This is a genomic window from Rhodococcus sp. NPDC059969, from assembly GCF_042738325.1.
GTDB lineage: Bacteria > Actinomycetota > Actinomycetes > Mycobacteriales > Mycobacteriaceae > Rhodococcus_F.
This window is the reverse complement of sequence record NZ_JBHWUF010000013.1, coordinates 33,910-55,271: the sequence shown is the minus strand read 5'-3', so window position 1 is coordinate 55,271 and position 21,362 is coordinate 33,910. Positions and strand designations below refer to the sequence as shown.

At 62.4% G+C, this 21,362-nt stretch carries 20 protein-coding genes and 1 tRNA gene; 14 read left to right on the top strand and 7 right to left on the bottom strand.

Annotated elements, in window-relative coordinates:
- Genes ACFWAD_RS26745 through ACFWAD_RS26730 form a run of 4 tightly spaced genes read left to right on the top strand, consistent with a single transcriptional unit; the run spans position 1 to position 3,909 of the window.
- The gene (locus ACFWAD_RS26745; protein ID WP_378539430.1) at positions 1–1,161 is read left to right on the top strand and encodes an isobutyryl-CoA dehydrogenase; all 1,161 of its coding nucleotides are present in this window, start codon (positions 1–3) and stop codon (positions 1,159–1,161) included.
- The gene (locus ACFWAD_RS26740; protein WP_378549292.1) at positions 1,158–2,216 is read left to right on the top strand and encodes an enoyl-CoA hydratase/isomerase family protein; all 1,059 of its coding nucleotides are present in this window, start codon (positions 1,158–1,160) and stop codon (positions 2,214–2,216) included. The genes ACFWAD_RS26745 and ACFWAD_RS26740 overlap by 4 nt, the downstream gene beginning before the upstream one ends.
- Before the next feature lie 23 nt (positions 2,217–2,239).
- Positions 2,240–3,133, top strand: a complete 894-nt coding sequence (gene mmsB / locus ACFWAD_RS26735; RefSeq protein WP_378549289.1) for a 3-hydroxyisobutyrate dehydrogenase — start codon at positions 2,240–2,242, stop codon at positions 3,131–3,133.
- On the top strand, positions 3,133–3,909 hold the full coding sequence (locus ACFWAD_RS26730; protein WP_283307405.1) for an enoyl-CoA hydratase: 777 nt from the start codon (positions 3,133–3,135) through the stop codon (positions 3,907–3,909). The genes mmsB and ACFWAD_RS26730 overlap by 1 nt, the downstream gene beginning before the upstream one ends.
- 90 nt (positions 3,910–3,999) lie before the next feature.
- On the opposite strand, the gene ACFWAD_RS26725 is transcribed toward ACFWAD_RS26730, so the two are convergent.
- Positions 4,000–4,533, bottom strand: coding sequence for a MarR family winged helix-turn-helix transcriptional regulator (locus ACFWAD_RS26725; RefSeq protein WP_378549286.1), 534 nt, complete (start codon positions 4,531–4,533; stop codon positions 4,000–4,002).
- An 85-nt stretch (positions 4,534–4,618) separates the two neighbouring features.
- Here ACFWAD_RS26725 and mraY point away from each other — a divergent pair, with 85 nt between their 5' ends.
- The gene (gene mraY, locus ACFWAD_RS26720; protein WP_003941316.1) at positions 4,619–5,695 is read left to right on the top strand and encodes a phospho-N-acetylmuramoyl-pentapeptide-transferase; all 1,077 of its coding nucleotides are present in this window, start codon (positions 4,619–4,621) and stop codon (positions 5,693–5,695) included.
- Here the strand turns inward: mraY and ACFWAD_RS26715 are convergent.
- Positions 5,692–6,960: a multidrug effflux MFS transporter gene (locus ACFWAD_RS26715; RefSeq protein ID WP_378549283.1), complete on the bottom strand. Its 1,269-nt coding sequence runs from the start codon at positions 6,958–6,960 to the stop codon at positions 5,692–5,694. The two genes, mraY and ACFWAD_RS26715, sit on opposite strands and share 4 nt — an antisense overlap.
- A 233-nt stretch (positions 6,961–7,193) precedes the next feature.
- Here ACFWAD_RS26715 and ACFWAD_RS26710 point away from each other — a divergent pair.
- Positions 7,194–7,264 (top strand) — tRNA-Cys (locus ACFWAD_RS26710).
- Positions 7,265–7,423: 159 nt separating this feature from the next.
- Entirely contained in the window at positions 7,424–8,719 is a 1,296-nt protein-coding gene (gene dcm, locus ACFWAD_RS26705) for a DNA (cytosine-5-)-methyltransferase (RefSeq protein WP_378549280.1), read from the top strand.
- 82 nt (positions 8,720–8,801) lie between these two features.
- On the opposite strand, the gene ACFWAD_RS26700 is transcribed toward dcm, so the two are convergent.
- The gene (locus ACFWAD_RS26700) at positions 8,802–8,927 is read right to left on the bottom strand and encodes a hypothetical protein (RefSeq protein WP_003941303.1); all 126 of its coding nucleotides are present in this window, start codon (positions 8,925–8,927) and stop codon (positions 8,802–8,804) included.
- A gap of 394 nt (positions 8,928–9,321) precedes the next feature.
- Entirely contained in the window at positions 9,322–9,969 is a 648-nt protein-coding gene (locus ACFWAD_RS26695) for a TetR/AcrR family transcriptional regulator (RefSeq protein WP_378549277.1), read from the bottom strand.
- Between the two features lie 97 nt (positions 9,970–10,066).
- Here ACFWAD_RS26695 and ACFWAD_RS26690 point away from each other — a divergent pair, with 97 nt between their 5' ends.
- Positions 10,067–11,857, top strand: a complete 1,791-nt coding sequence (locus ACFWAD_RS26690) for an amidohydrolase family protein (protein ID WP_378549274.1) — start codon at positions 10,067–10,069, stop codon at positions 11,855–11,857.
- Positions 11,854–12,699, top strand: coding sequence for an alpha/beta fold hydrolase (locus ACFWAD_RS26685; RefSeq protein ID WP_378549272.1), 846 nt, complete (start codon positions 11,854–11,856; stop codon positions 12,697–12,699). The genes ACFWAD_RS26690 and ACFWAD_RS26685 overlap by 4 nt, the downstream gene beginning before the upstream one ends.
- Positions 12,700–12,772: 73 nt before the next feature.
- On the opposite strand, the gene ACFWAD_RS26680 is transcribed toward ACFWAD_RS26685, so the two are convergent.
- Genes ACFWAD_RS26680 through ACFWAD_RS26670 form a run of 3 tightly spaced genes read right to left on the bottom strand, consistent with a single transcriptional unit; the run spans position 12,773 to position 15,871 of the window.
- Positions 12,773–13,912: a sulfotransferase family protein gene (locus tag ACFWAD_RS26680; RefSeq protein WP_378449311.1), complete on the bottom strand. Its 1,140-nt coding sequence runs from the start codon at positions 13,910–13,912 to the stop codon at positions 12,773–12,775.
- A 7-nt stretch (positions 13,913–13,919) separates the two neighbouring features.
- A complete protein-coding gene (locus ACFWAD_RS26675) occupies positions 13,920–14,702 on the bottom strand; it encodes an SDR family oxidoreductase (protein ID WP_378549269.1) in 783 nt (260 codons plus the stop codon).
- A gap of 2 nt (positions 14,703–14,704) precedes the next feature.
- On the bottom strand, positions 14,705–15,871 hold the full coding sequence (locus ACFWAD_RS26670; RefSeq protein WP_378549266.1) for a hypothetical protein: 1,167 nt from the start codon (positions 15,869–15,871) through the stop codon (positions 14,705–14,707).
- Positions 15,872–15,987: 116 nt separating this feature from the next.
- Here ACFWAD_RS26670 and ACFWAD_RS26665 point away from each other — a divergent pair, with 116 nt between their 5' ends.
- From ACFWAD_RS26665 to ACFWAD_RS26645, 5 genes are all read left to right on the top strand, one after another.
- On the top strand, positions 15,988–16,923 hold the full coding sequence (locus tag ACFWAD_RS26665) for a helix-turn-helix domain-containing protein (protein ID WP_378549263.1): 936 nt from the start codon (positions 15,988–15,990) through the stop codon (positions 16,921–16,923).
- Positions 16,924–17,068: 145 nt separating this feature from the next.
- On the top strand, positions 17,069–17,995 hold the full coding sequence (gene cysD, locus ACFWAD_RS26660; protein WP_378549260.1) for a sulfate adenylyltransferase subunit CysD: 927 nt from the start codon (positions 17,069–17,071) through the stop codon (positions 17,993–17,995).
- Positions 17,995–19,839, top strand: coding sequence for an adenylyl-sulfate kinase (gene cysC / locus ACFWAD_RS26655; protein ID WP_378549257.1), 1,845 nt, complete (start codon positions 17,995–17,997; stop codon positions 19,837–19,839). The genes cysD and cysC overlap by 1 nt, the downstream gene beginning before the upstream one ends.
- Positions 19,836–20,990 (top strand): 3'(2'),5'-bisphosphate nucleotidase CysQ, encoded by a 1,155-nt coding sequence (locus ACFWAD_RS26650; protein ID WP_378549255.1) that lies wholly within the window; start codon positions 19,836–19,838, stop codon positions 20,988–20,990. The genes cysC and ACFWAD_RS26650 overlap by 4 nt, the downstream gene beginning before the upstream one ends.
- Positions 20,987–21,358, top strand: coding sequence for a limonene-1,2-epoxide hydrolase family protein (locus tag ACFWAD_RS26645; protein ID WP_378549252.1), 372 nt, complete (start codon positions 20,987–20,989; stop codon positions 21,356–21,358). Before ACFWAD_RS26650 ends, ACFWAD_RS26645 begins: the two co-directional genes overlap by 4 nt.
- The last annotated feature ends 4 nt before the right edge of the window (positions 21,359–21,362 follow it).

Genomic DNA, 21,362 nt, shown 5'->3' with positions numbered 1-21,362 from the left:
ATGTTTACTCTGACCGATGACGAGCGGGCGATTCGTGACACTGCCCGCGACTTCGCGGCCGAGCATCTGGCGCCCAACGCAGTGGAGTGGGATCAGACCAAGCATTTCCCGGTGGACGTCCTCCGTAAGGCGGCGTCCCTGGGGATGGGCGGTATCTACATTCGTGAAGACGTGGGCGGCAGTGAGCTGAGCCGCGTCGACGCTGCCCGGATCTTCGAAGAGCTCGCCAAGGGTGATCCGTCGATCGCCGCGTACATCTCCATCCACAACATGGTCACGTGGATGATCGACCAGTTCGGCAATGACGAACAGCGCCACAAGTGGGTTCCCGGGCTCTGCTCGATGGACCAACTGGGCAGCTACTGCCTCACCGAACCCGGTGCGGGATCCGATGCTGCGGGCTTGAGCACCAAGGCTGTTCGCGACGGTGACGACTACATCCTCAACGGCGTCAAGCAGTTCATTTCCGGCGCAGGCACTTCCGACGTGTACGTCGTGATGGCCCGCACCGGATCTGCAGGTGCCAAGGGCATTTCGGCGTTCATCGTGCCCAAGGATTCACCTGGACTGTCCTTCGGTGCCAACGAGGTCAAGATGGGTTGGAACGCGCAGCCCACTCGTCAGGTGATCTTCGAAGACGTGCGCGTTCCCGCTGCCAACATGCTCGGTGAAGAGGGCAGCGGATTCCGCATCGCCATGAAGGGTCTCAACGGCGGTCGGCTGAATATTGCCGCCTGCTCGGTCGGTGGGGCTCAGTCGGCACTGGAGAAGGCCGTTGCATATCTGGTGGACCGCAAGGCTTTCGGTTCGGCACTGATCGAGTCGCAGGCCCTGCAGTTCCAGCTCGCCGACATGCGCACAGAACTCGAAGCGGCCAGGACACTGCTGTGGCGCGCCGCCGCAGCACTCGAAGACGGAGCGCCCGACGTCGTGGAGTTGTGTGCGATGGCCAAGCGCTTTGCCACCGACACCGGATTCGACGTTGCCAACAAGGCCCTCCAGCTTCACGGCGGGTACGGCTATCTTGCTGAGTACGGGATCGAGAAGATCGTTCGCGATCTTCGTGTTCATCAGATCCTCGAAGGCAGCAACGAGATCATGAGGGTGGTCATCGCGCGCAGCGTGGTCGCATCAGGTCAGGGAAAGCAGGGAGCAGCATGAGCGACGAGCTCGAGGTATTGATCGAAAAGCGTGATGGGCTGGGGCTCATCACCCTCAACCGGCCCAAGGCGATCAACGCCCTCAACCACTCGATGGTCAAGGCGATGGCCAAGGCACTCGAGGAATGGAAGTCCGACGACGACGTCAAGGCAGTCGTACTCACGGGCGCCGGCGAACGTGGTCTGTGCGCCGGCGGCGACATCGTCTCGATCTACCACGACGCCAAGGACGGCAAGACCGGTTCGCTCGACTTCTGGCGTGAGGAGTACATCCTCAACTCCGAGATCGCGAACTACCCGAAGCCGTACGTCGCGATCATGGACGGGATCGTCATGGGCGGAGGCGTCGGAGTGTCCGCACACGGCGACATTCGCATCGTGACCGAGCGCTCGATGATCGGAATGCCCGAGACCGGAATCGGTTTCATTCCCGACGTGGGCGGAACGTACCTGCTCTCGCGTGCTCCCGGCGAACTCGGAACGCACATCGCGCTCACCACAGCGCGTCTGAGCGCTGGCGATGCCATCGCAGCAGGCTTCGCGGATCACTTCATCCCGTCGGAGAACATCGAGACGTTCATCGCTGCGCTCGCCTCGTCTTCGGTTGCCGACGCCGTGGCGCAGTACGCGGAGCCGGCTCCGGTGTCGGAACTGTTGGCCCAGCAGAGCTGGATCGACGCCGCGTACTCCGCCGACGACGTATCCACCATCGTCGAGCGTCTTCGCGCAAGTGGAATCCCCGAGGCGGAGAAGGCCGCGGAGCAGATTCTCGGCAAGTCGCCTATCGCACTGTCGGTGACCCTGCGGTCCCTGCGCCATGCCAAGGAAGCAGCAGGCTTGGAAGAAGTCCTCAATGAGGAGTTCCGGGTCTCGACGGCTGCGCTCGCCTCACACGATCTGGTCGAGGGCATTCGCGCCCAGGTCGTCGAGAAGGACCGAAACCCGAAGTGGTTGCCGGCAACTCTCGACGATGTCACCGCAGAATCCGTCGACGCCTACTTCGCCCCGCTGGGCGACAACGAGCTCGGACTCGCCCCTCAACTGCAAGGCAACTGATCACCGCCGAAGGAGCATCACTAATGAGCACCATTGGATTTATCGGACTCGGTCACATGGGTGGCCCGATGGCGGCCAATCTCGTCAAGGCCGGACACAAGGTCGTCGGTTTCGACCTGGCACCTGCGGCGCTGGAGCAGGCAGTCAAAGACGGTGCATCGGTAGCGGATTCGGCAGTCGACGCCGTTCGCGGTGCTGACGTCGTGATCACGATGCTGCCGAGCGGTAAGCATGTTCTCGGTCTGTACGAAGAACTGCTGCCGGTGGCAACACCGGGCACGCTGTTCATCGACTGTTCCACCATCGACGTCGCCGATGCCCGCGAGGCACACGACAAAGCCGAAGCAGCCGGTCACCGCAGCGTCGACGCACCGGTCTCCGGTGGAGTCGTCGGGGCAACCGCAGGCACTCTCGCATTCATGGTGGGCGGTTCCGAAGCGGACTTCCAGGCCGCGTCACCGTTGCTGGACGTGATGGGCCGCAAGGTCGTTCACTGCGGCGCCGCCGGTGTCGGCCAGGCTGCCAAGATCTGCAACAACATGATCCTCGGCATTTCGATGATCGCGATCAGCGAGGCGTTCGTGCTGGGCGAGAAGCTCGGCCTGAGCAACCAGGCGCTCTTCGACGTGGCGTCCAACGCCTCGGGGCAGTGCTGGGCACTGACCACCAACTGCCCGGTACCGGGACCGGTGCCCACCAGCCCGGCCAACAACGACTACCAGCCCGGCTTTGCTGTCGCGCTGATGGACAAGGACCTCGGTCTGGCTGCAAATGCGCTGCGCAACAACGGCGTCGATGCGGAGATCGGGCTCAAGGCCGCCGAACTCTACAGTCGCTTCCACGCTGCGGGCGGTGGCGGTCAGGACTTCTCTGCCATCATCAACGACATCCGTGACCGTTCGACCGAAGGACAGTAGTGACCGACTTCAACACCATCATCCTCGAGCGTAAGGGTCGCGTCGGCGTCATCACGCTCAACCGCCCGAAGGCTCTCAACGCACTGAACTCCGAGCTGATGAACGAGGTCGTCGCTGCGGTTGCCGACCTCGAAGCGGACAACGGCATCGGAGCCATCCTGATCACCGGTTCCGAGCGCGCATTCGCCGCCGGCGCCGACATCAAGGAAATGCAGTCCAAGACGTACATGGACGCATACGTCGAGGATTTCTTCACCCCGTGGGACCGCGTTGCAGCAGCTCGTAAGCCGCTGATCGCAGCTGTCTCCGGGTACGCGCTCGGTGGTGGCTGCGAGCTTGCGATGCTCTGCGATTTCATCATCGCTTCGGATACCGCGAAGTTCGGTCAGCCGGAGATCAAGCTCGGTGTCATTCCGGGTATCGGTGGCTCGCAGCGCCTTACGCGCGCCGTGGGCAAGGCCAAGGCCATGGAACTGTGCCTCACCGGCCGCAACATGGACGCAGAAGAAGCCGAGCGTGCAGGCCTGGTCGCCAGGATCGTTCCTGCCGCCGACTTGCTCGACGACGCGTTGAAGACCGCAACCACCATCGCCGAGATGTCGCTGCCGATTGCGATGATGGCCAAGGAAGCAGTCAACCGCTCCTTCGAGACCACCCTCGCCGAGGGCGTCCGCTTCGAGCGTCGGGTGTTCCACTCGACCTTCGCGACGGAGGATCAGAAGGAAGGCATGGCCGCATTCGTGGAGAAGCGGTCGGCCGAATTCAAGCACCGCTGAACTCGAGCCCGCTGAACTTCTAGACCGCTGAAACTGCCCTCACACTCGTCGAGAGTGTGAGGGCAGTTTCTTTGTGTACGGGTGGTCGGTTCACCACTTGGTGGGCGCGCCGCCGGTGTCGAAGTCCCCGGCGCTCTTGCGAAGCTCAGTGAGGATCGTCACCAATTGTTCGAGCTTGTCCTGCTGGAGTCCGGGGTGAGCGAACACCTTGCTGTTGAGCATTTCGGTCGCTTCGAGGGCCAGTGCGCGACCGGCGTCGGAGATCTCGATGAGCGTCGCGCGTCGATCACTGGGATGCGGGACCCGCCTGACCAACTCCGCTTTCTCCAAACGGTCGACGGCATTGGTGACACTGGTGGGGTGAACCTGGAGGCGGGCACTGGCCTTGGCCATCGGGAGTGCGCCCGACCTGGTGAAGGTGAGAAGCGTCAGCAATTCGTAGCGGGCGAAGGTCAACCCGAGCGGCTTGAGTACCTCTTCGACCCGCGCCATCATGATCTGCTGGGCTCGCATCACCGACGTGACCGCAGCCATACCGTCGGCGACGTCGCTCCACCCGTGCTCCGTCCACTGACGATGCGCCTCTTCGATGGGGTCGAGGGGGAGCGGTGCGGGGGGAGACATAAGGTCGATCATCCCATGCTCCGAAGCGGTCGGGTGCCTTGTCTGATTGTGTGTCGCAGCCGCTTACGTCTGTAGAGTCCCACGGGTGATTTCAATCCTCGTCGCGGGTGGCGTCTCGTTGTTCGTCGCCCTCTTCCTGACTCCGTTTCTCATTCGTGTGCTTTCGCGGCAGGGGCTCGGGCACGAGATTCGGATCGAGGGCCCGCAGAGTCACCAAGGCAAGCGTGGCACCCCGTCGATGGGCGGCATCGCGATCATCGCCGGCATGTGGGCGGGCTACCTGGCGGCACACATCATCGGTTTCGGCTCGCGGCTACCGCGGCTGTCTGCGTCCGGTTGGTTGGTTCTCGCGCTCGCGACGTCACTGGGAATCGTCGGCTTTCTCGACGACTTCATCAAGATCCGCAAGAAGCGCAACCTCGGGCTCAACAAGACGGCCAAGACTGTTGGTCAGCTGGCGAGCGCCATCATCTTCGGCATTCTGTTCCTGCAGTTCTCCAACAACAACGGAGTCACACCTGGCAGTCAGTATCTGTCCCACGTTCGTGACATCTCGGTGTTCTCGATGGGGGCCATCGGCTTTGTGGTCTTCTTCTGCATTCTGGTGTTCGCCTGGTCCAACGCCGTCAATTTCACCGACGGTCTCGACGGTCTCGCAGCCGGCTCGATGGGCATGATCCTGGGGACCTACGTCGTCATCGCCGGCTGGCAGTACCGGAACTCGTGTGTCCTCGAGCCCGCCGCCGGATGCTACGACGTTCGTGACCCTCTCGATCTCGCGATCGTCGCTGCCGCAGCAGGCGGAGCGTGCCTGGGCTTCCTCTGGTGGAATGCGGCCCCGGCTCAGATCTTCATGGGCGACACCGGCTCCTTGGCGCTCGGCGGCCTGGTGGTCGGCCTGTCCGTCACGACGCACACCGAGCTGCTGATGGTCATCATCGGCGCCCTGTTCGTCGCTGAGATCCTGTCGGTGATCATCCAGGTTCTGGTGTTCCGATCGTCCGGCCGACGCGTATTCAAGATGGCCCCGATCCATCATCACTTCGAGTTACTCGGCTGGCCGGAAACCGTCGTGATCGCAAGATTCTGGATCTTCGTCGCGATCTCGTGCGTCCTGGGACTTGCCACCTTCTACAGCGAGTGGTTCTCCGCTGCCGGTTAGACCGATTCACTCTTTCGGGTAGTAGCCAGAAGAGCGATCAGCCCGAGCGACACACACGCCGTCATCGTGACGGCTAGAGCCGTGCTGGTGTTTCCCAGTAGGCCGACGGCGGGCGCGATGGCCGCGCCAACGCCGAACTGAAACGCACCGAGCATCGCCGCAGCAGTACCGGCCGCTTCGCCGTGACGAGCGAGAGCCAGCGCCGGGGCGTTGGGGAGAACAAAGCCGATGGCGCCGGCCATGACCCACAGTGCGATCACGAATCCGGCCAGCCCGCCCAGTTCGAGGACCGCGACAGTGATAACTACCGCGCCGGAGACAACCGCAGCGACGAGCGCCCACTTGGTGATCTGCTGAGGAGTCCAGCGGTCGAGCAGTCGGACGTTGACCTGGGAAGCACCGATCAACGCGATAGCGCCTGCGCTGAAGAGCAGCGCGAACTCCTGTTGATTGAGGCCGTACTGGTCCTGATAGACGAACGACGCCCCGGAGACATACGCGAACAACGACGCCATGCCGACGCTGGAGACGAGCGTCAGGACCATGAACGTGCGGTCGCCGAGCAGCGAACCGTAGGTACGGAGAACCGACTTCAATCCGCTCGGGCGACGCTTTTCCCGCGGCAGTGTTTCGGCAAGTCCGAACGCACCGATCATCGCCGTGCCGACGCCGATCAATGCGAGGACGACGAAGATCCCGCGCCAGTCGAGAGCGACGAGGAGAGCGCCGCCGATGCTGGGCGCCAGGATCGGTGCAACACCGAGCACGAGCATCAGCCGGCTCATCACGACGGCAACGGTGTTACCGCTGTAGAGGTCGCGGACGATCGCCATGGTGACCACTGCCGCGGCTGCCGCGCCCATGCCCTGGAATACCCGCAGGATGCCGAGGACCGCGATGCTCGGTGCGAAGACAGCCAGCAGCGACGCCAGGATGTGCACGCCGATTCCGGCAAGGAGCGGCTTCTTGCGGCCGAGAGTGTCCGAGAGCGGCCCGACCAACAGCTGTCCGAGTGCGAGGCCGATGAGAGTTCCGGTGATCGTCAGCTGAACCGTTGACGACGAGACTCCGAGATCGGCGCCGATATCCGGCAGCGCGGGCAGGTACATGTCGATGGTGAAGGGCCCAAGCGCCGTCATGGAACCGAGGGCCAGGATCTTGCCGACGCTCGGCTTACGGTCGACACTGCTCGTTTCCAGCGGGGCCGCCTCCAACGGCGGCGCTGCCTTCACAGGCGGGGCGATGGCGGTGTTCTCGGCACTCATGAAACCTTCTGGGTTGTCTGGGTCTGGCGAACTGCTCGGTCGTTCGGTCGAAATTTGGGCCGCAATCGAATGACCTGCGCCCACCGAGGGAGTCAGCATCGAGACTGACCGATTTGTTCCCGAAGGGCCCGCAGTTTTCCCAGAGAATGGAACGCTTGGTGGGATTGCACTCGAATCATGCTGAGCGGAACTGTGGTTCGACGCCGTCACTCGGGGCAGAGTTACTCACTGACGCGGGTGTGGCTGAGTGGCTAGGCACCGGCCTGCAAAGCCGTTCACACGGGTTCGAATCCCGTCATCCGCTCGTGTCGGAGACCGGCAGGCATACCGCCTGCCGGTCTCTCTTGTGTAGTCCTGGTTCACGTCGTCGGCTGAGATAGTCTGGGCTGCCGGAGCGAGCGGACCACATGAGTGAGGCACTGATTTGATTTCGGGACAGGACCTGCGATCGCGGCGCATGGACGTGGGGATCAGTCAGTTCCAGTTCGCCCGCCTCGCGGGAGTCTCGTCAGCCGTCGTCTCCGCGTGGGAACTCGACAAGGCGTATCCCAAACCACCGGCGGAGCGAGCAGTTCTCGCGGCCCTCACCGCATTGGAATCCGCGAAGCGTGAGGGCACCTACGCGGCGCCGCGGAAGCGATCGAGCGGTAGCACCCGCGCGCGTCGGGTGACACCCGTCAACGACCCCGCCTCGGTGACCCGGCGTGCAATCGAAGGGGCAGGAAGCGGCGGCCCCACCGTATTGACGGCGTTCTCGGGTTGTGGCGGTATGGCCGAAGGCTTTCGGATGGCGGGGTTTTCGGTGGAGGGATACATCGAAGTCGTGCCGGAGGCGCGCGCTACCTTCGATCGGAACTTCCCCGGCGCGAAGTGCCTCGGCGAGGACATCCGGGCGATCGACGAAGGCCGTGTGAAAGATCTTCTGGCACAAGTGGACATCGATGTGTTGGCCGGGGGGCCGCCGTGTCAGGGTTTCAGTCTCGCCGGCCGCCGAGACCGCGACGATCCGCGTAACCATCTCTTCCGGAACCTACTCGAGCTCGCCGATCTGGTGAGGCCGAAGGTCGTGGTGATGGAAAACGTTCGGCTGCTGCTGAGCATGAAAGACCCGGACGGCAGGATGGTCGTCGACCGGATTCTCGGCGAGATGACTGCACGCGGTTACGACGCGTCGATCAATACGGTCAACGCGCAGGATTACGGAGTCCCGCAGTTCCGGGAGCGAGTGTTCATCGTGGCGACGCGCCGGGACAGTGGTATCGGGCCACTGCGTTTTCCGCCGAAGACTCACGGCGTGAATGGTGTTGCGCCGCTGCGAACTTTTCGTGACGCCACCGTCGACCTGGCCCCGCTGGAATCGGGGCAGGCCTGCGAAACAGATCCGTTGCACTGGGCCGTCGAGCATCCCGAGCACGTCCTGCGGTGGCTGCGCGATGTGCCGGAAGGAATGTCGGCTCACGACAACGAAGATCCGGCCATGCGACCGTCGTCCGGATACAACACGACGTACAAGCGACTGCGGTGGGACGAGCCGGCGTCGACGGTCGGAACCACTTTCGGGATGATCTCGGCTTCACGCAATGTGCATCCGAAACACACCCGTTCGTTGACCGTTCGAGAAGCTGCTCGCCTCCAGACCTTTCCCGACGACTACGTCTTCGAAGGCAAGTGGGGAGCGGTGCGCACGATGATCGGCAATGCGGTGCCGCCGCAACTAGCCTCGGCGCTGGCAGGAGAGATCAAGAAGGCGCTCGGCTGAGGTAAGGCGCCGACGGAAAATGGGGCCGACATTGTCGGCCCCATTTCGAGTTACGCCCTGGCAGGGGTGTGGTGCAAGCGAATCAGCTGAGGTTGAGCTTGGCGATCAACGGCTGGACGACCTTGATGATGTCGATGACGGCGCTGAGGGTGTTGATGGAACCCATGTTTCGGTCCTCCGTGTCGTATGTACAGGTGTGTATGTACAAGGTTGTGTCTGCGTGGTGTTTCCATGCGACCTCGTGTCGCAGACACAAACTAGCAAATTGGACGCTTGTTTGGGTCGAAATGACCACTTTGCGCTGAAGTTGCTGAGAAGTTCACGGATTGTTCAGGAACGGAAACAAAAAACAGGCCGGGCTCCCCGAAGTCCGGCCTGTCGATGACGCTTTGCGATCAGCTGAATGCCGACAACGCGCTGATGAGGCCGATGCCCGCAACTGCGACCTTGAGAACACTCAAGATGTCTTCGAGCTTGACACCCTCGGGCAATACGTTTTCGACAGACTCCATGTTGGATCCTTTATGTGTTGGGGTCGTGGTCCAGCGCCACTGCAAGCAAGATACCCAATCGTGACCACCTGTGAAACCCCGGCGCGCAGATCACAGTTGTGTTGCGCCGGACTCGCTAGCTGTCGCAGCCACCGTTGCCGCCACAATTTGCTCGACGCTGATGCCGGCGGCCGGTAGGCAGTGGTAGAAAATTCGTTCGCAGAGGTCGACCATCTCGCCTCGTTCGAGGGTTGGCTCGTCGATCCAGTTGACGACGATTTCCTCCATGAATGCCTGCCATCCGGCAATGGTTGCCTCGACCGTCGCATTCGACTCGATGCTCAGATCCGTGAGCGCGGCGACGATCCACGTGGTGAAGGTGCGGCGCATCCCGCGGTAGATCGTGCGCATCCGGACGTCGCCGCTGCCGGCCATCCGCATAACGGCGAGGTAAATGGTGGGGTGCTCGATAACGGCATCGACGAAAGTCTCGATACCTGAACGCAGCTGGGACGTGATCGGTAGCTCGGGATCCGGCCGCATTCGATCTTCGAGATCGGCCGAGGCGGCCTCGAGTATGGCGTTCTGGAAACCCTTCTTGTTCTTGAAGTAGTGGAACAGCAGTGGCGGCGAGACACCGGCCTCGGCTGCGACGCGATCCATCGACAGCTGGTCGAAAGGCTCGGTCCGCAACATGTGTACTGCTACCTCGAGGATTTGCCTCTGACGGTCTTCGGGGGAGCGGGGGACTGCAGGCATTCCGTCATCTTATGTATTGGCTCGAAAGGTTCATTGACTTTTACTCAACGCTGTCTATAACGTGAGGTAACACATACGTGAGGCGAGGAGTCCGACAGTGTCTGCTTTCGACATCGTGGTCAACGACGGGTTGTGGTTCGACGGGACGGGGGCTCCTGGTCTGCGTCGAAATCTCGGAATTCGAGACGGCGTGGTCGCGGAGGTGTCCACGACGCGCCTCGAAATCGGACCGGACACCGAGGTGATCGATGCGGCCGGCAAGTGGGTTCTCCCGGGCTTTGTCGACGTCCACACGCACTACGACGCCGAAGCCTTGGTCAGCCCAGGGCTTCCGGAATCGGTTCGCCACGGCGTCACGACGGTCGTGCTCGGTAATTGCTCACTGTCTACGGTGTATTCGACCCCGCGCGAGATCGCGGACCTGTTCAGCCGAGTCGAAGCAGTTCCCCACGATGCGGTGCTGAGCATCCTCGAAGCGAACAAGACTTGGAGCGGCCCCGCCGCTTACACCGCCGCACTCGACGCGCTCCCGCTCGGACCCAACGTCGCAGCATTCATCGGTCACTCCGACATTCGCACGCACGTACTCGGTTTGGGGCGAGGCACAGACAAGAAGGTCAAGCCGAGCCGCTCGGAACTCGGCCGGATGGGCTCGATGCTCGAGGACGCCATCGATGCGGGGATGCTGGGTCTGTCGTCGATGACCAATGCCCTCGACAAGATCGACGGCGACGAATACCGTTCTCGCTCTTTGCCGTCGACGTACGCGCGGTGGAAGGAGTTCCGATTCCTCAACCGTATCCTTCGTGATCGCGGAAAGATCTTGCAGAGCGCTCCGACCATCAACCTGCATCCGAACGTCGCGGCGTTCTTCGCCGAGAGTTCTGCGATCGGACGCAAGAAGCCGCTCAAGACTTCGCTGCTCTCCGGTGCGGATTCGAAGGCCTACCCGGTGATCGTGTACTTCATGCTCGCTGCGGCCCCACTGCTGAACCGTTTCGCCAAGACCGATTTCAAGTGGCAGCACCTTCCGGTTCCCTTCACGGTCTACGCAGACGGAATCGACCTCGTCGTGTTCGAGGAGTTCGGTGCCGGCGCCGCCGCGTTGCATCTCAAGGACCAGGTGGAGCGCAACAAGCTGCTCCAGGACGAGTCGTACCGCCGCGCATTCCGCAAGGACTACGACAACAAGTTCTCACCCCGCATCTGGCACCGCAATTTCTACGACGCCGTCATCGTCGGTTGCCCGGACGAGACGTTGATCGGCAAGAACTTCGGTCAGGTCGGAGACATCCGGGGGGTGCACCCGGTGGACGCGTACCTCGACTTGGTGGTCAAGTACGGGCGAGATCTTCGCTGGCGCACCACCATTGCAAATCATCGTCCCAAGTTCGCCAAGAAACTCGCCGCGAGTTCCGGCGTACAGATGGGCTTCGGCGATGCCGGTGCGCATCTGCGCAACATGGCGTTCTACAACTACCCGGTGCGACTCCTCAAGCGCGTCAAGGACGCTCAGAGTGACCGCAAGCCGTTCCTGACCATCGAGCGCGCAATCCACCGCCTGACCGGTGAACTGGCGGACTGGTACGGAATCGATGCCGGGCATCTACGCCAGGGTGACCGTGCGGACTTCGTTGTCATCGACCCGGCCGGGCTCGACGAGTCGGTCGACGGGTTGTTCGAGGCAATCGTCCCCGAGTACGGCGGAATCAGCCGGATGGTCAACCGCAGTGACGATGCAGCCGTCGCGACCGTGATCAACGGCCGACTCGTTTACAGCGACGGCGAATTCGCCCCGGGATTCGGAACCGAAAAGACGGGTCAATTCCTGCGCGCCGGCGAAAAGGCTCCGGTTACGGGTGTCGCGAAGACTAGCGTGGCGCTATGACTTCACCGGCGGATCGCCTCACCTCGTACTCCCGGTCCGGACTGACCTTCGACGTACGCGACGAAGGGCCGATCGACGGTCCGGTCGTGGTCCTCCTGCACGGTTTTCCGCAGGATTCGAGCTCGTGGGATCAGCTCGCACCGCTACTGCACGCCCGTGGCTTCCGTACCGTCGCACCGGATCAGCGAGGCTACTCACCCGGCGCGCGGCCGAAAGCGCGCTGGGCGTACCGCGGGTCCGAGCTTGCCGCAGATTCTGTCGCATTGATCGACGCACTCGGTGTGGGGAAGGTGCACCTGGTCGGCCACGACTGGGGTGCCGCAGTTGCATGGCAGGTCGCTGCCGAGCGGCCCGATTTGCTCAATACCGTTACCGCGGTGTCGGTTCCGCATCCACTGGCGTTCGTCAAGGCGATGGTGACCAGCACACAGGGACTGAAATCGTGGTACATGGGGGCGTTCCAATTGCCCTTCGTTCCCGAGAAGGTTCTGTCCTCCACGTCGGCGGGTGAGAAGTTCCTGATCTCGAGCGGACAGACGCCGGAGAACGCACGGCGCGATCTGAATGCCATGCTGGCTCCCGGCCGCCTGCGCGGTGGCTTGAACTGGTATCGCGCGATGTGGATGACCAAGCCGAACCCCGCAACTGCCCGGGTTACCGTGCCGACCATGCACGTCTGGAGCGACGGCGATGCTGCCATCGGGCCCAAGGGTTCTGCGCTCACCCCCGCGTTTGTCGACGGCCCTTACCGGTTCGAGGTTCTCAGCGGCGTGAGCCACTGGATTCCGGACGAGGCGCCGGACGAGTTGGACCGACTGCTGGGTGAGCATCTCAGCAGCTGAACGCGTTTCGATCACTGAAGCCCCGCCGATCGGCGGGGCTTCAGTTGTCAGCGAGGTCGTCGGCCAGCGGTGGTCAGCGAGTTCCGAATCGCTCTTCCACCTGCTCCTTCGTCAGACCGAACTCCTCGAGCGTGTACTTGTGCGAAGGTCGGCGAGCACCCGAGCGGCTTTCCTCGTGCATGGCCTCCATCGACTGCTGCGCGGCAGATGTCAACGGGATGTCGAAGTGCGTGTAGATGTTCTCGACGGTGCCCAGCGGATCGGTGACGAAGTCCTGATAGTCGACGTCGATGAACTGTGCGGGATTGTGGTGTGCGCGTGCACTGTCGAACTGCTCGAGACCCCTGGCCCACAATTCGAGCTGACTTTCGCCGATCACCTTGTCGGTGAACGTGTTCGACCAACCATCCGTTGCCTGAGCGGCCAGGCTGCACACCGACGGAATGATCGTCGTAGGGGAGCGGTGAGTCTGAATGACGAGCGCATCGGGGTACGCCTGCATCAATTCGTCGAGCGCAAACAGGTGGCTCGGGTTCTTGAGGACCCACCGTCGATCCTGATCGGGCAGACCGATCAACTGCAGGTTCTTCTTGTGTCGTGCATAGGCATTCGACCATTCCTGGTCCTTCAGCCATGCGGAGTACGTGGGCAGGTTCGCCAGGCACTCGTAGGACACGGACTTGAACGTCTGGCGTAGCAGCTGCCAGCACTCTTCGACTTCACTGGCTGACATGTAGTGCACGCCCATGAATTCGGGATGCTCGACGTGGTGCTGGCCGAACGTCTCCTCGATCTTGGCGAAGACCGGGTTCGACTCCCACGTGTCACGAGGTGGTCGAGGCTGCGGAAACTCGGTCAGCCACATCTCGAGGCCCTGGTGGGCCGGGTCGACTGTGAGGAGGCGGTGCAGGGCCGTGGTGCCGGTGCGCGGCAATCCGGTGACGAAGATCGGACGCTCGATCTTGACGTCGGCGTGCTCAGGGTGTTCCTTCCATGCCGATTCACTGAGCAGACGTGCCACCAGCGCGCCGCGAAGGAATACCCGAGAGATCTTGCTGCCGAAGGGGGTCAGATCCTCGTCGCGGTCGTAGGACTCGAGGAGGACCGACAGAGCCTCGGTGTAATCGTCGACGCCGAAATCCGTAAGTCCGGTCATCCGCGTTGCCGAGGCGTGGAGATCCTCGACGGTGCCGACGTGAGTGCGTTCAGTCATGGTGCTCCTAATGATGGAATTCGCCGCAGTTGACGTCGATACATTGGCCCGTGATGGCGCTGGCCATCGGAGACGCCAGGAAGATCGCCGCGTCGGATACTTCATCTGTCGTCGGTAGGCGCTTGAGGTCGGTGTTCGAGGCGGTGTGCTCGTAAATTTGCTCGGCGGTCATGCCGAACTTCTCGGCCTGATGCGCGAAGTAACCCTTGAGGGTGTCGCCCCAGATATAGCCGGGTGCAATCGAATTGACACGAATTCCCTGCGGACCGAGCTCGGTGGCCAGGGACTGCGACATGGCGAGCAGGGCGGACTTCGCCATCTTGTAGCTGCCGTAACGCTCTTGCGAATGCCGCAACACCATCGAATTGATGTTCACCACGGAGCCGTCCGAATCGGCAAGGGCCGGCGTGAACAGCTGAGTCAGACGCAACGCACCCAGTACGGTCAGTTCGATGCTGTCGCGGATGTGCTGGTAATCGGTGCGAGCCAACGGTTTCATCGACGGTATCGAGAATGCATTGTTGATCAGGGTGTCGACTTTGCCGTAGGCGGCAATGGATTCGGCCACCAGATTCTCGGCGGAAGCCTGGTCGGTGATGTCAGTGGACACGGTGACGGCGCGTCCACCGGCATCGACGATTTCCTTCGCGACGTCGTCGAGTCGCGATTGTGTGCGCGCTGCGAGAACAAGACTCGCGCCGGCCGACGCACAACGAAGGGCCAAAGCGCGGCCGAGTGCCGGACCGACTCCGGAGATGACTACTACACGGTCTTCGAGCAATGCGGTCATGATTACCCCAGCATTCGGTTGTCGATGGCGCCCTGGCGCTGGGCGATTCGCGCTGCCCACTCCTCGGCGGTGATGGCGTTGGTGTCGAAATGCGGCAGGTGCTTCGCAATATCTTCGACTGGAACGATGTCGACGGTTGGGCCGTCCTCGGGCGTCAGCTCACGGGATACGCGCTGCCAACGGAACTGAAGAATGCCGCGCGGATGCCCGACGGTTTCGATCCAGTTGGTGACACCGGGGTTCTTCGCGCTGACCACCATTCGGACCATCCCGTCCGGATCCACCTGTGCCTGGCCGTTGTTGAGGGAAGTCTGATGATTGACGTAGTCGAGCGAGATGTACCAGAGGCTCCCGAGTTGGAATCCCAGATACGGTGCGTCCGACGCCGGAACGGTGATGATCATCGCCTGGTCGTCGGTGAGTTCGTAATGTCCCACCGACGAGTACTGCGTCGCCAGTCCGCCCGGAGTCAGTCGCGGTTCGGTCATGGTGTTGACCGTGAGCTTGAGGTAGAACCACTCCGGAAACTGCAGCCACGTCTTGACCCGCGTGACCAAAGCCTTCCCGGCCCGTGCATACCGCTTCTCGGTGTCTTCCGCGGTGAGGGGCGGCGGCGCGATCCCGATCGAATCGGTGCGCTCGATGCGGATCACGCCGCGCTGCTGACTCCAATCGCTGTAGACCTCGCGCACGACCAACTGCGAGGATCCTGGCGCCAGGGTGTAATAGTTGGCTCGTCCGTCGGCAGGACCGGGGCCGAACCACGCGACGAAGTTGCCGTCGTCGTCTATCTCCAGCTCGCGGTCGTCGAAGGCGATCTCGCTGCCGGGAACATTCGAGTTGGTGTAGTTCCCGCTCAACACCTGGAAGCTGAGATCGGCTGTGGTGCCGCGCTTTCCGGTGACCTTGTATTCCTTGTCGTCGTTGATACGAGCGCCGAAGTACAGGGTGTCCGGGTTGTCGAGGCCCATCTTGGTGAACGGTCCGGTGCCCTGGATGAAACTCGGATGGGTCTTTTCGCCGGCCCACGCGGCATGCGTCGTCGCGATGATTCCGCCGGCCAGATATTGGTATCCCTCCAGTAGATCCTGCTCGGATCTGATGTGCGGCGCAGTCTCGATCAATTTCTCGGCTTCGGCGATCGCCTCGGCAAACGGGTCCGTCAGCACGCTGGCTCCTCACAGTTCCGACTATGTCGCCGGCCCAGAGCGTCGTGGTACAAATATGTACCTATGGGGTAGATGTTTGGTATTCCGACAATAGAACGCGTTCTAGGGAGTGGTCAATGGGTGGACCGGAGAAGGCGCCTGAAGAGGGTCGCTCGAGGGGGAGGCAATCGCCTCCCACCGAACGGGTGGTTCAGGTGCTCGACTACCTCGTCGGCCGCCCTGACCAGCGGTTCGGGCTGTCGGAACTCGCCCGCGCCCTCGAGATCAGCAAGCCGACCTGCCTGGGAATTCTCACGGCGCTGGCTGACCGTGGGTACCTGACACGGGACGAGGTGTCCAAGACATACGGACTCGGTCCAGCTTTGATCGCGGCCGGACGTGCAGCTCAGCGAGGGTTTGCCGTCGGACCTATTGCCCGCACCCACCTGGAGAAGGTGAGCGCGGAGTTCGGCACGACGTGCACGGCGTCCGGTGTGATCGGTGATCAGATCAGTGTTCTCGAAGTGACCGGACCGATCGGCGCGCGTCGCACCGCCAAGGTCGGTCAGGTGTATCCGTTCGCTCCGCCGGTCGGACTGATGTACGTCCTCTGGGGTTCGGATCACGACATGGACAGTTGGCTGAGCAAGGAGCCGAGCTTGCCGGTGCGCTTGGATCGCGAGCGCCTGTGGAACGTGGTCCGCGAGTGCCGATCCGCGGGGTACCTGGTCGAAAGTCTGGATCCGGTGGGGCAGCGACTTCACACGTTGATGGCGGGCGTTGCGACGCACGATCTTCCGCCCGAAGTGCGTGAGCTGCTCGGTGAGATGGTCTCGAGCCTGGGCGAGCGGGTGTACCTGGGGCGCGACATCAGCTCTGACGACGAGCATCCGGTCAGTCTCATCGCCGCCCCGACCTACGACGCCGAAGGGCACCAGGCGCTGGTGCTCACGCTGTATGTCGGCGGCGCAATTTCGGGTGCCGAGATCGAGCGACGCGCCGCGGCTCTGGTTGCGGCGGCGGATGCGGTGACGGCGGAAGTTGGTGGACGGAGTCCGGTTCGCGGTCTGTGACGTCTGGTTGCCGCTCATTGACCTTTGGGTAGAACGAGTTCTATTCTGTGATTGCGTTCAATTTAGAACCAGTCCGGTACATAAATGTACCGATGCGGTGACGAAGTTCCCGCAACGGAGTCAGTGATGCTCAGGAGCGAAAGACATGGCAACACTCCAGACCCCGCCCGCCTACGAGTTGTCGCATCTGCGAGCCCTCGAAGCGGAGGCGGTCCATATTTTCCGCGAAGTCGCAGCGACTTTCGAAAAGCCGGTCCTCCTGTTCTCCGGAGGTAAGGATTCTGTCGTGATGCTGCACGTAGCGGCGAAGGCATTCTGGCCTGCGCCATTGCCGTTCGCCGTGATGCACGTCGACACCGGTCACAACTTCGACGAGGTGATCGAGTTCCGTGACCGCACGGTCGATCGCTTCAACCTGCGCCTTGTCGTCTCCAGCGTGCAGGACGACATCGACGCCGGACGCGTCATCGAGGACACCGGAGTCGGTTCCAGTCGCAATCGCCTGCAGACGCACGCGTTGCTGCGCGGAATTCGCGACAACAAGTTCGACGCAGTGTTCGGTGGTGCTCGCCGCGACGAAGAGAAAGCGCGAGCCAAGGAGCGAGTGTTCAGCTTCCGGGACGAGTTCGGGCAGTGGGATCCCAAGGTGCAGCGGCCTGAACTGTGGAACCTGTACAACGGCAAACACCGTAAGGGCGAACATATTCGGATCTTCCCGCTCTCCAATTGGACAGAGCTCGACATCTGGCAGTACATCGAGATCGAGCAGATCGACCTTCCCGGCATCTACTACGCCCATCGGCGTGAGGTGGTTCCGCGGGACGGAATGCTGTTGGCACGCACCCGCTTCCTCGAGCTCCGCGCGGGTGAGGAGTCCTACGAGGCGTTGGTGCGCTTCCGCACGGTCGGCGACGCAACGTGCACCGGATGCGTCGAATCGTCGGCCGAAAATCCGGCCGCCGTCGTGGAAGAGGTTGCTGCGAGCCGCATTACCGAGCGCGGCGCAACCAGAGCTGATGACCGTATTTCCGAAGCCGGCATGGAAGATCGTAAGAAAGAGGGGTACTTCTGATGCCGCAACTGCTGAGAGTCGCTACGGCGGGCAGTGTCGACGACGGCAAATCCACACTCATCGGCCGGTTGCTCTACGACTCCAAGTCGATCTTCGAGGATCAACTCGAGGCCGTGGAGCGGAGCAGTCGAGAACGCGGAGACGAGTACGCCAACCTCGCGCTACTGACCGACGGATTGCGCGCCGAGCGTGAACAGGGCATCACGATCGACGTGGCCCACCGGTATTTCGCGACGCCTCACCGCAAGTTCATCATCGCGGACACTCCCGGGCACGAGCAGTACACCCGCAACATGGTGACCGGCGCTTCGACGGCAGATCTCGCCCTGATCCTGGTGGATGCCCGTAAAGGAGTGCTCGAACAGACGCGGCGCCATGCCTTCCTGTCGACTCTCCTGGGTATTCCCCACCTCGTGTTGTGTGTGAACAAGATGGACTTGGTGGGCTGGTCTCAGGAACGATTCGAGGAGATCAAGGAAGAATTCCGGCAGTTCGCGATCAAGTTGGACGTCCACGATCTGACGTTCATTCCAGTCTCGGCGCTGTTGGGAGACAACATCGTTGCGCGGACTGAGAACATGTCGTGGTACGACGGGCCGTCGCTGTTGCACCATCTGGAGCAGGTGCACATCGCTTCGGATCGCAACTTGATCGATGCTCGGTTTCCAGTGCAGTACGTGATCCGTCCGCAGAAGCAGACTGACGCCGACCTCCACGATTTCCGTGGTTACGCGGGAACGGTGGCCAGTGGCGTCTTCAAGCCGGGCGACGAAATCGTGGCGTTGCCTTCTGGATTCACGTCGACGGTGAAGGCAGTGCACGGGCCGGGCGGCGACGTGATCGACGAGGCGTTTGCGCCCGCGGCCGTGTGCATCGAACTGACCGACGATCTCGACGTCAGCCGTGGGGACCAATTGTGTCGGCTCAACAACCGGCCGCAGGTCGGGCAGGAAATCGATGCGATGGTCTGTTGGCTGACCGAACAGACCACGCTGTCGGAGAACAATCGCTACTCGTTGCTGCACACCACGCGCTCCACGAAGGCGCAGATCGTCAAGCTCGACTATCGCCTGGACGTCAATTCTCTGCACCGCGACGAGAAGGCAGAATCTCTGTCCCTCAACGAGATCGGTCGCATCTCGATCAAAACGCAGCAGCCGTTGATGTTCGATCCCTACCGCCGCAACCGCGTGACAGGCAGCTTCATTCTCGTGGACGAAACCACGGGCAATACCGTCGCCGCCGGAATGATCAACGGACCGACACTCAAGGAATCGCGCGTCGTCTGGCACAGTTCGGAGGTCTCTCGCGAGGAACGTGCGACTACCGGCGGGACTGTGTGGCTCACCGGTCTCTCGGCCTCGGGTAAGTCCACGATCGCGGTGGAACTCGAGCGGCGTTTGGTGGCCGCGGGTATCCCGGCGTACCGCCTTGACGGCGACAACCTCCGGCACGGATTGAACGCGGATCTGGGATTCAGTGCCGATGACCGCGCCGAGAACGTCCGCCGAGTCGGCTCGGTGGCGCAATTGTTCGCTGATTCCGGGGCCGTGGCAGTGGCCTGCCTGATCAGCCCGTACCGCGAAGATCGTGATCGAGTGCGGGCGGCGCATGAGGCCGCTGGACTGAAGTTCGTCGAGGTCTATGTCGACACCCCGATCGAGCAATGTGAAGCCCGAGACCCCAAGGGTATGTACGCCAAGGCCAGGGCCGGGGAAATCAAGGGATTCACCGGCGTCGACGATCCCTACGAAGCTCCGACAAGCCCCGAGTTGGTGATCAGACCCGAAGACGGAACGCCTACCGAACTTGCGCTGCGAATTATGGAAGTGTTGGACCGGTGAGCGAATCCACACACAGCAGAATCGCCGACGAGGCACTCGCGGCGGAATTGGCGCAGGCCGCTGGTGCGATCCTCCTGGGGATCCGAGCCGAGGGTCTGGGTGTCGACGACGGTCGTGAGCTGGGTCGGCGGGGCGACAAGGCCGCCGATTCCTACATCCTCGACCGGTTGGCGGCCGAGCGGCCGGGCGATGCCGTGCTCTCGGAAGAATCGGCCGATGATCGCAGTCGCCTGGAGGCGTCCCGAGTCTGGATCATCGATCCGCTCGACGGGTCCAAGGAATACGGACTCCCGGATCATTCGGATTGGGCAGTGCACGTGGCGCTTTGGGAGCGCGATAGCGGGATTACCGCAGCCGCGGTGTCGCAGCCCGCGCTCGGCGCCGTCTATTCCAGTGGCGACGAGGCAGTCTCGGTGACTGCCAACTCTCCGCTCCGGGTAGTCGTCAGTGGCTCGCGGCCGCCCGCATTCACCGAAGCCGTGGCTGCCGAACTCGGCGCAGACGTTGTGCACATGGGGTCGGCCGGCGCCAAGGCGATGGCGGTGGTGCGTGGTGAGGTCGATGCGTATCTGCACGCCGGTGGGCAGTGGGAATGGGACTCGGCGGCACCGGTCGGCGTCGCGCAGGCAGCAGGACTGCATTGCAGCCGCATCGACGGTTCGCCGTTGCTCTACAACGAATCTCACCCCTACCTGCCGGACCTCGTGATCTGCCGACCAGCATTGGCTGAGTCGATCCTCGGCGCAATTGCCAAGCACTCCACGGAGTCTGCGGTCAGCGGGCGCGTCGCCATGGCTCGTGAATACGTGAACGCCTTGCTCACTCATGACGCAACGAAGGTCCGTTTTGCCGCCGACGCCTGGCGAGTCGAGAACGGTCAGCGAACCGGTGACACCGGTGCTTTCATCAGCAACGAGCTCGAACAGGGGCAGCAGTATCGCGGAATCGTGGCGATACGTGAACTCGCGCTGCGCGAGTGGGGCGAGAGCGTCGTAGCGCGGTATCTGCTGGACCTCGGAACACCTGGCCAGGCGCCGGCCGTCACGGTTTTCGTCACCGAGTACTTCGGGATACCGGCAGGCGAGATCGAAAGCATTATGGCAATCATCGAACCCCACGAAGACAATTCGAAAGAGGCTGGCACACAATGACACCGGACAAGCTGGTCAGCGAATTCTGCGCACTGTGGGCAGACGCCGATGTCGCGAAGATCGTCGAGTACTTCACCGATGACGTCGTTTATCACAACATTCCGATGGAGCCCGTTGTCGGCCGCGAGGCCGTCCGCGCGTTCATCGAGCAATTTGTCGGTGCCTTCGGAAACATCGACTTTCAGATCAAGCGTCAGGTCGCGGACGGCAGCGTCGTGATGAACGAACGCGTCGACGTCTTCACCATCAACGGCGCCGAGGTAGCGCTCCCGGTGATGGGGGTATTCGAAGTCGCGGACGGACAGATCAGTGCCTGGCGCGACTATTTCGACATGGCGCCGATCAACGCGGCAGCCGGCCAGGCCTGATCGG

Bases quoted from the DNA above. Each gene is read 5' to 3' on its own strand.
- ACFWAD_RS26725 (WP_378549286.1), bottom strand. From the start codon at position 4,533: ATGTCTCCCCCCGCACCGCTCCCCCTCGACCCCATCGAAGAGGCGCAT.
- ACFWAD_RS26740 (WP_378549292.1), top strand. From the start codon at position 1,158: ATGAGCGACGAGCTCGAGGTATTGATCGAAAAGCGTGATGGGCTGGGG.
- mmsB (WP_378549289.1), top strand. From the start codon at position 2,240: ATGAGCACCATTGGATTTATCGGACTCGGTCACATGGGTGGCCCGATG.
- ACFWAD_RS26685 (WP_378549272.1), top strand. From the start codon at position 11,854: ATGACTTCACCGGCGGATCGCCTCACCTCGTACTCCCGGTCCGGACTG.
- ACFWAD_RS26745 (WP_378539430.1), top strand. From the start codon at position 1: ATGTTTACTCTGACCGATGACGAGCGGGCGATTCGTGACACTGCCCGC.
- ACFWAD_RS26695 (WP_378549277.1), bottom strand. From the start codon at position 9,969: ATGCCTGCAGTCCCCCGCTCCCCCGAAGACCGTCAGAGGCAAATCCTC.
- cysD (WP_378549260.1), top strand. From the start codon at position 17,069: ATGGCAACACTCCAGACCCCGCCCGCCTACGAGTTGTCGCATCTGCGA.
- cysC (WP_378549257.1), top strand. From the start codon at position 17,995: ATGCCGCAACTGCTGAGAGTCGCTACGGCGGGCAGTGTCGACGACGGC.
- ACFWAD_RS26665 (WP_378549263.1), top strand. From the start codon at position 15,988: ATGGGTGGACCGGAGAAGGCGCCTGAAGAGGGTCGCTCGAGGGGGAGG.
- ACFWAD_RS26715 (WP_378549283.1), bottom strand. From the start codon at position 6,960: ATGAGTGCCGAGAACACCGCCATCGCCCCGCCTGTGAAGGCAGCGCCG.
- ACFWAD_RS26675 (WP_378549269.1), bottom strand. From the start codon at position 14,702: ATGACCGCATTGCTCGAAGACCGTGTAGTAGTCATCTCCGGAGTCGGT.
- ACFWAD_RS26680 (WP_378449311.1), bottom strand. From the start codon at position 13,912: ATGACTGAACGCACTCACGTCGGCACCGTCGAGGATCTCCACGCCTCG.
- ACFWAD_RS26645 (WP_378549252.1), top strand. From the start codon at position 20,987: ATGACACCGGACAAGCTGGTCAGCGAATTCTGCGCACTGTGGGCAGAC.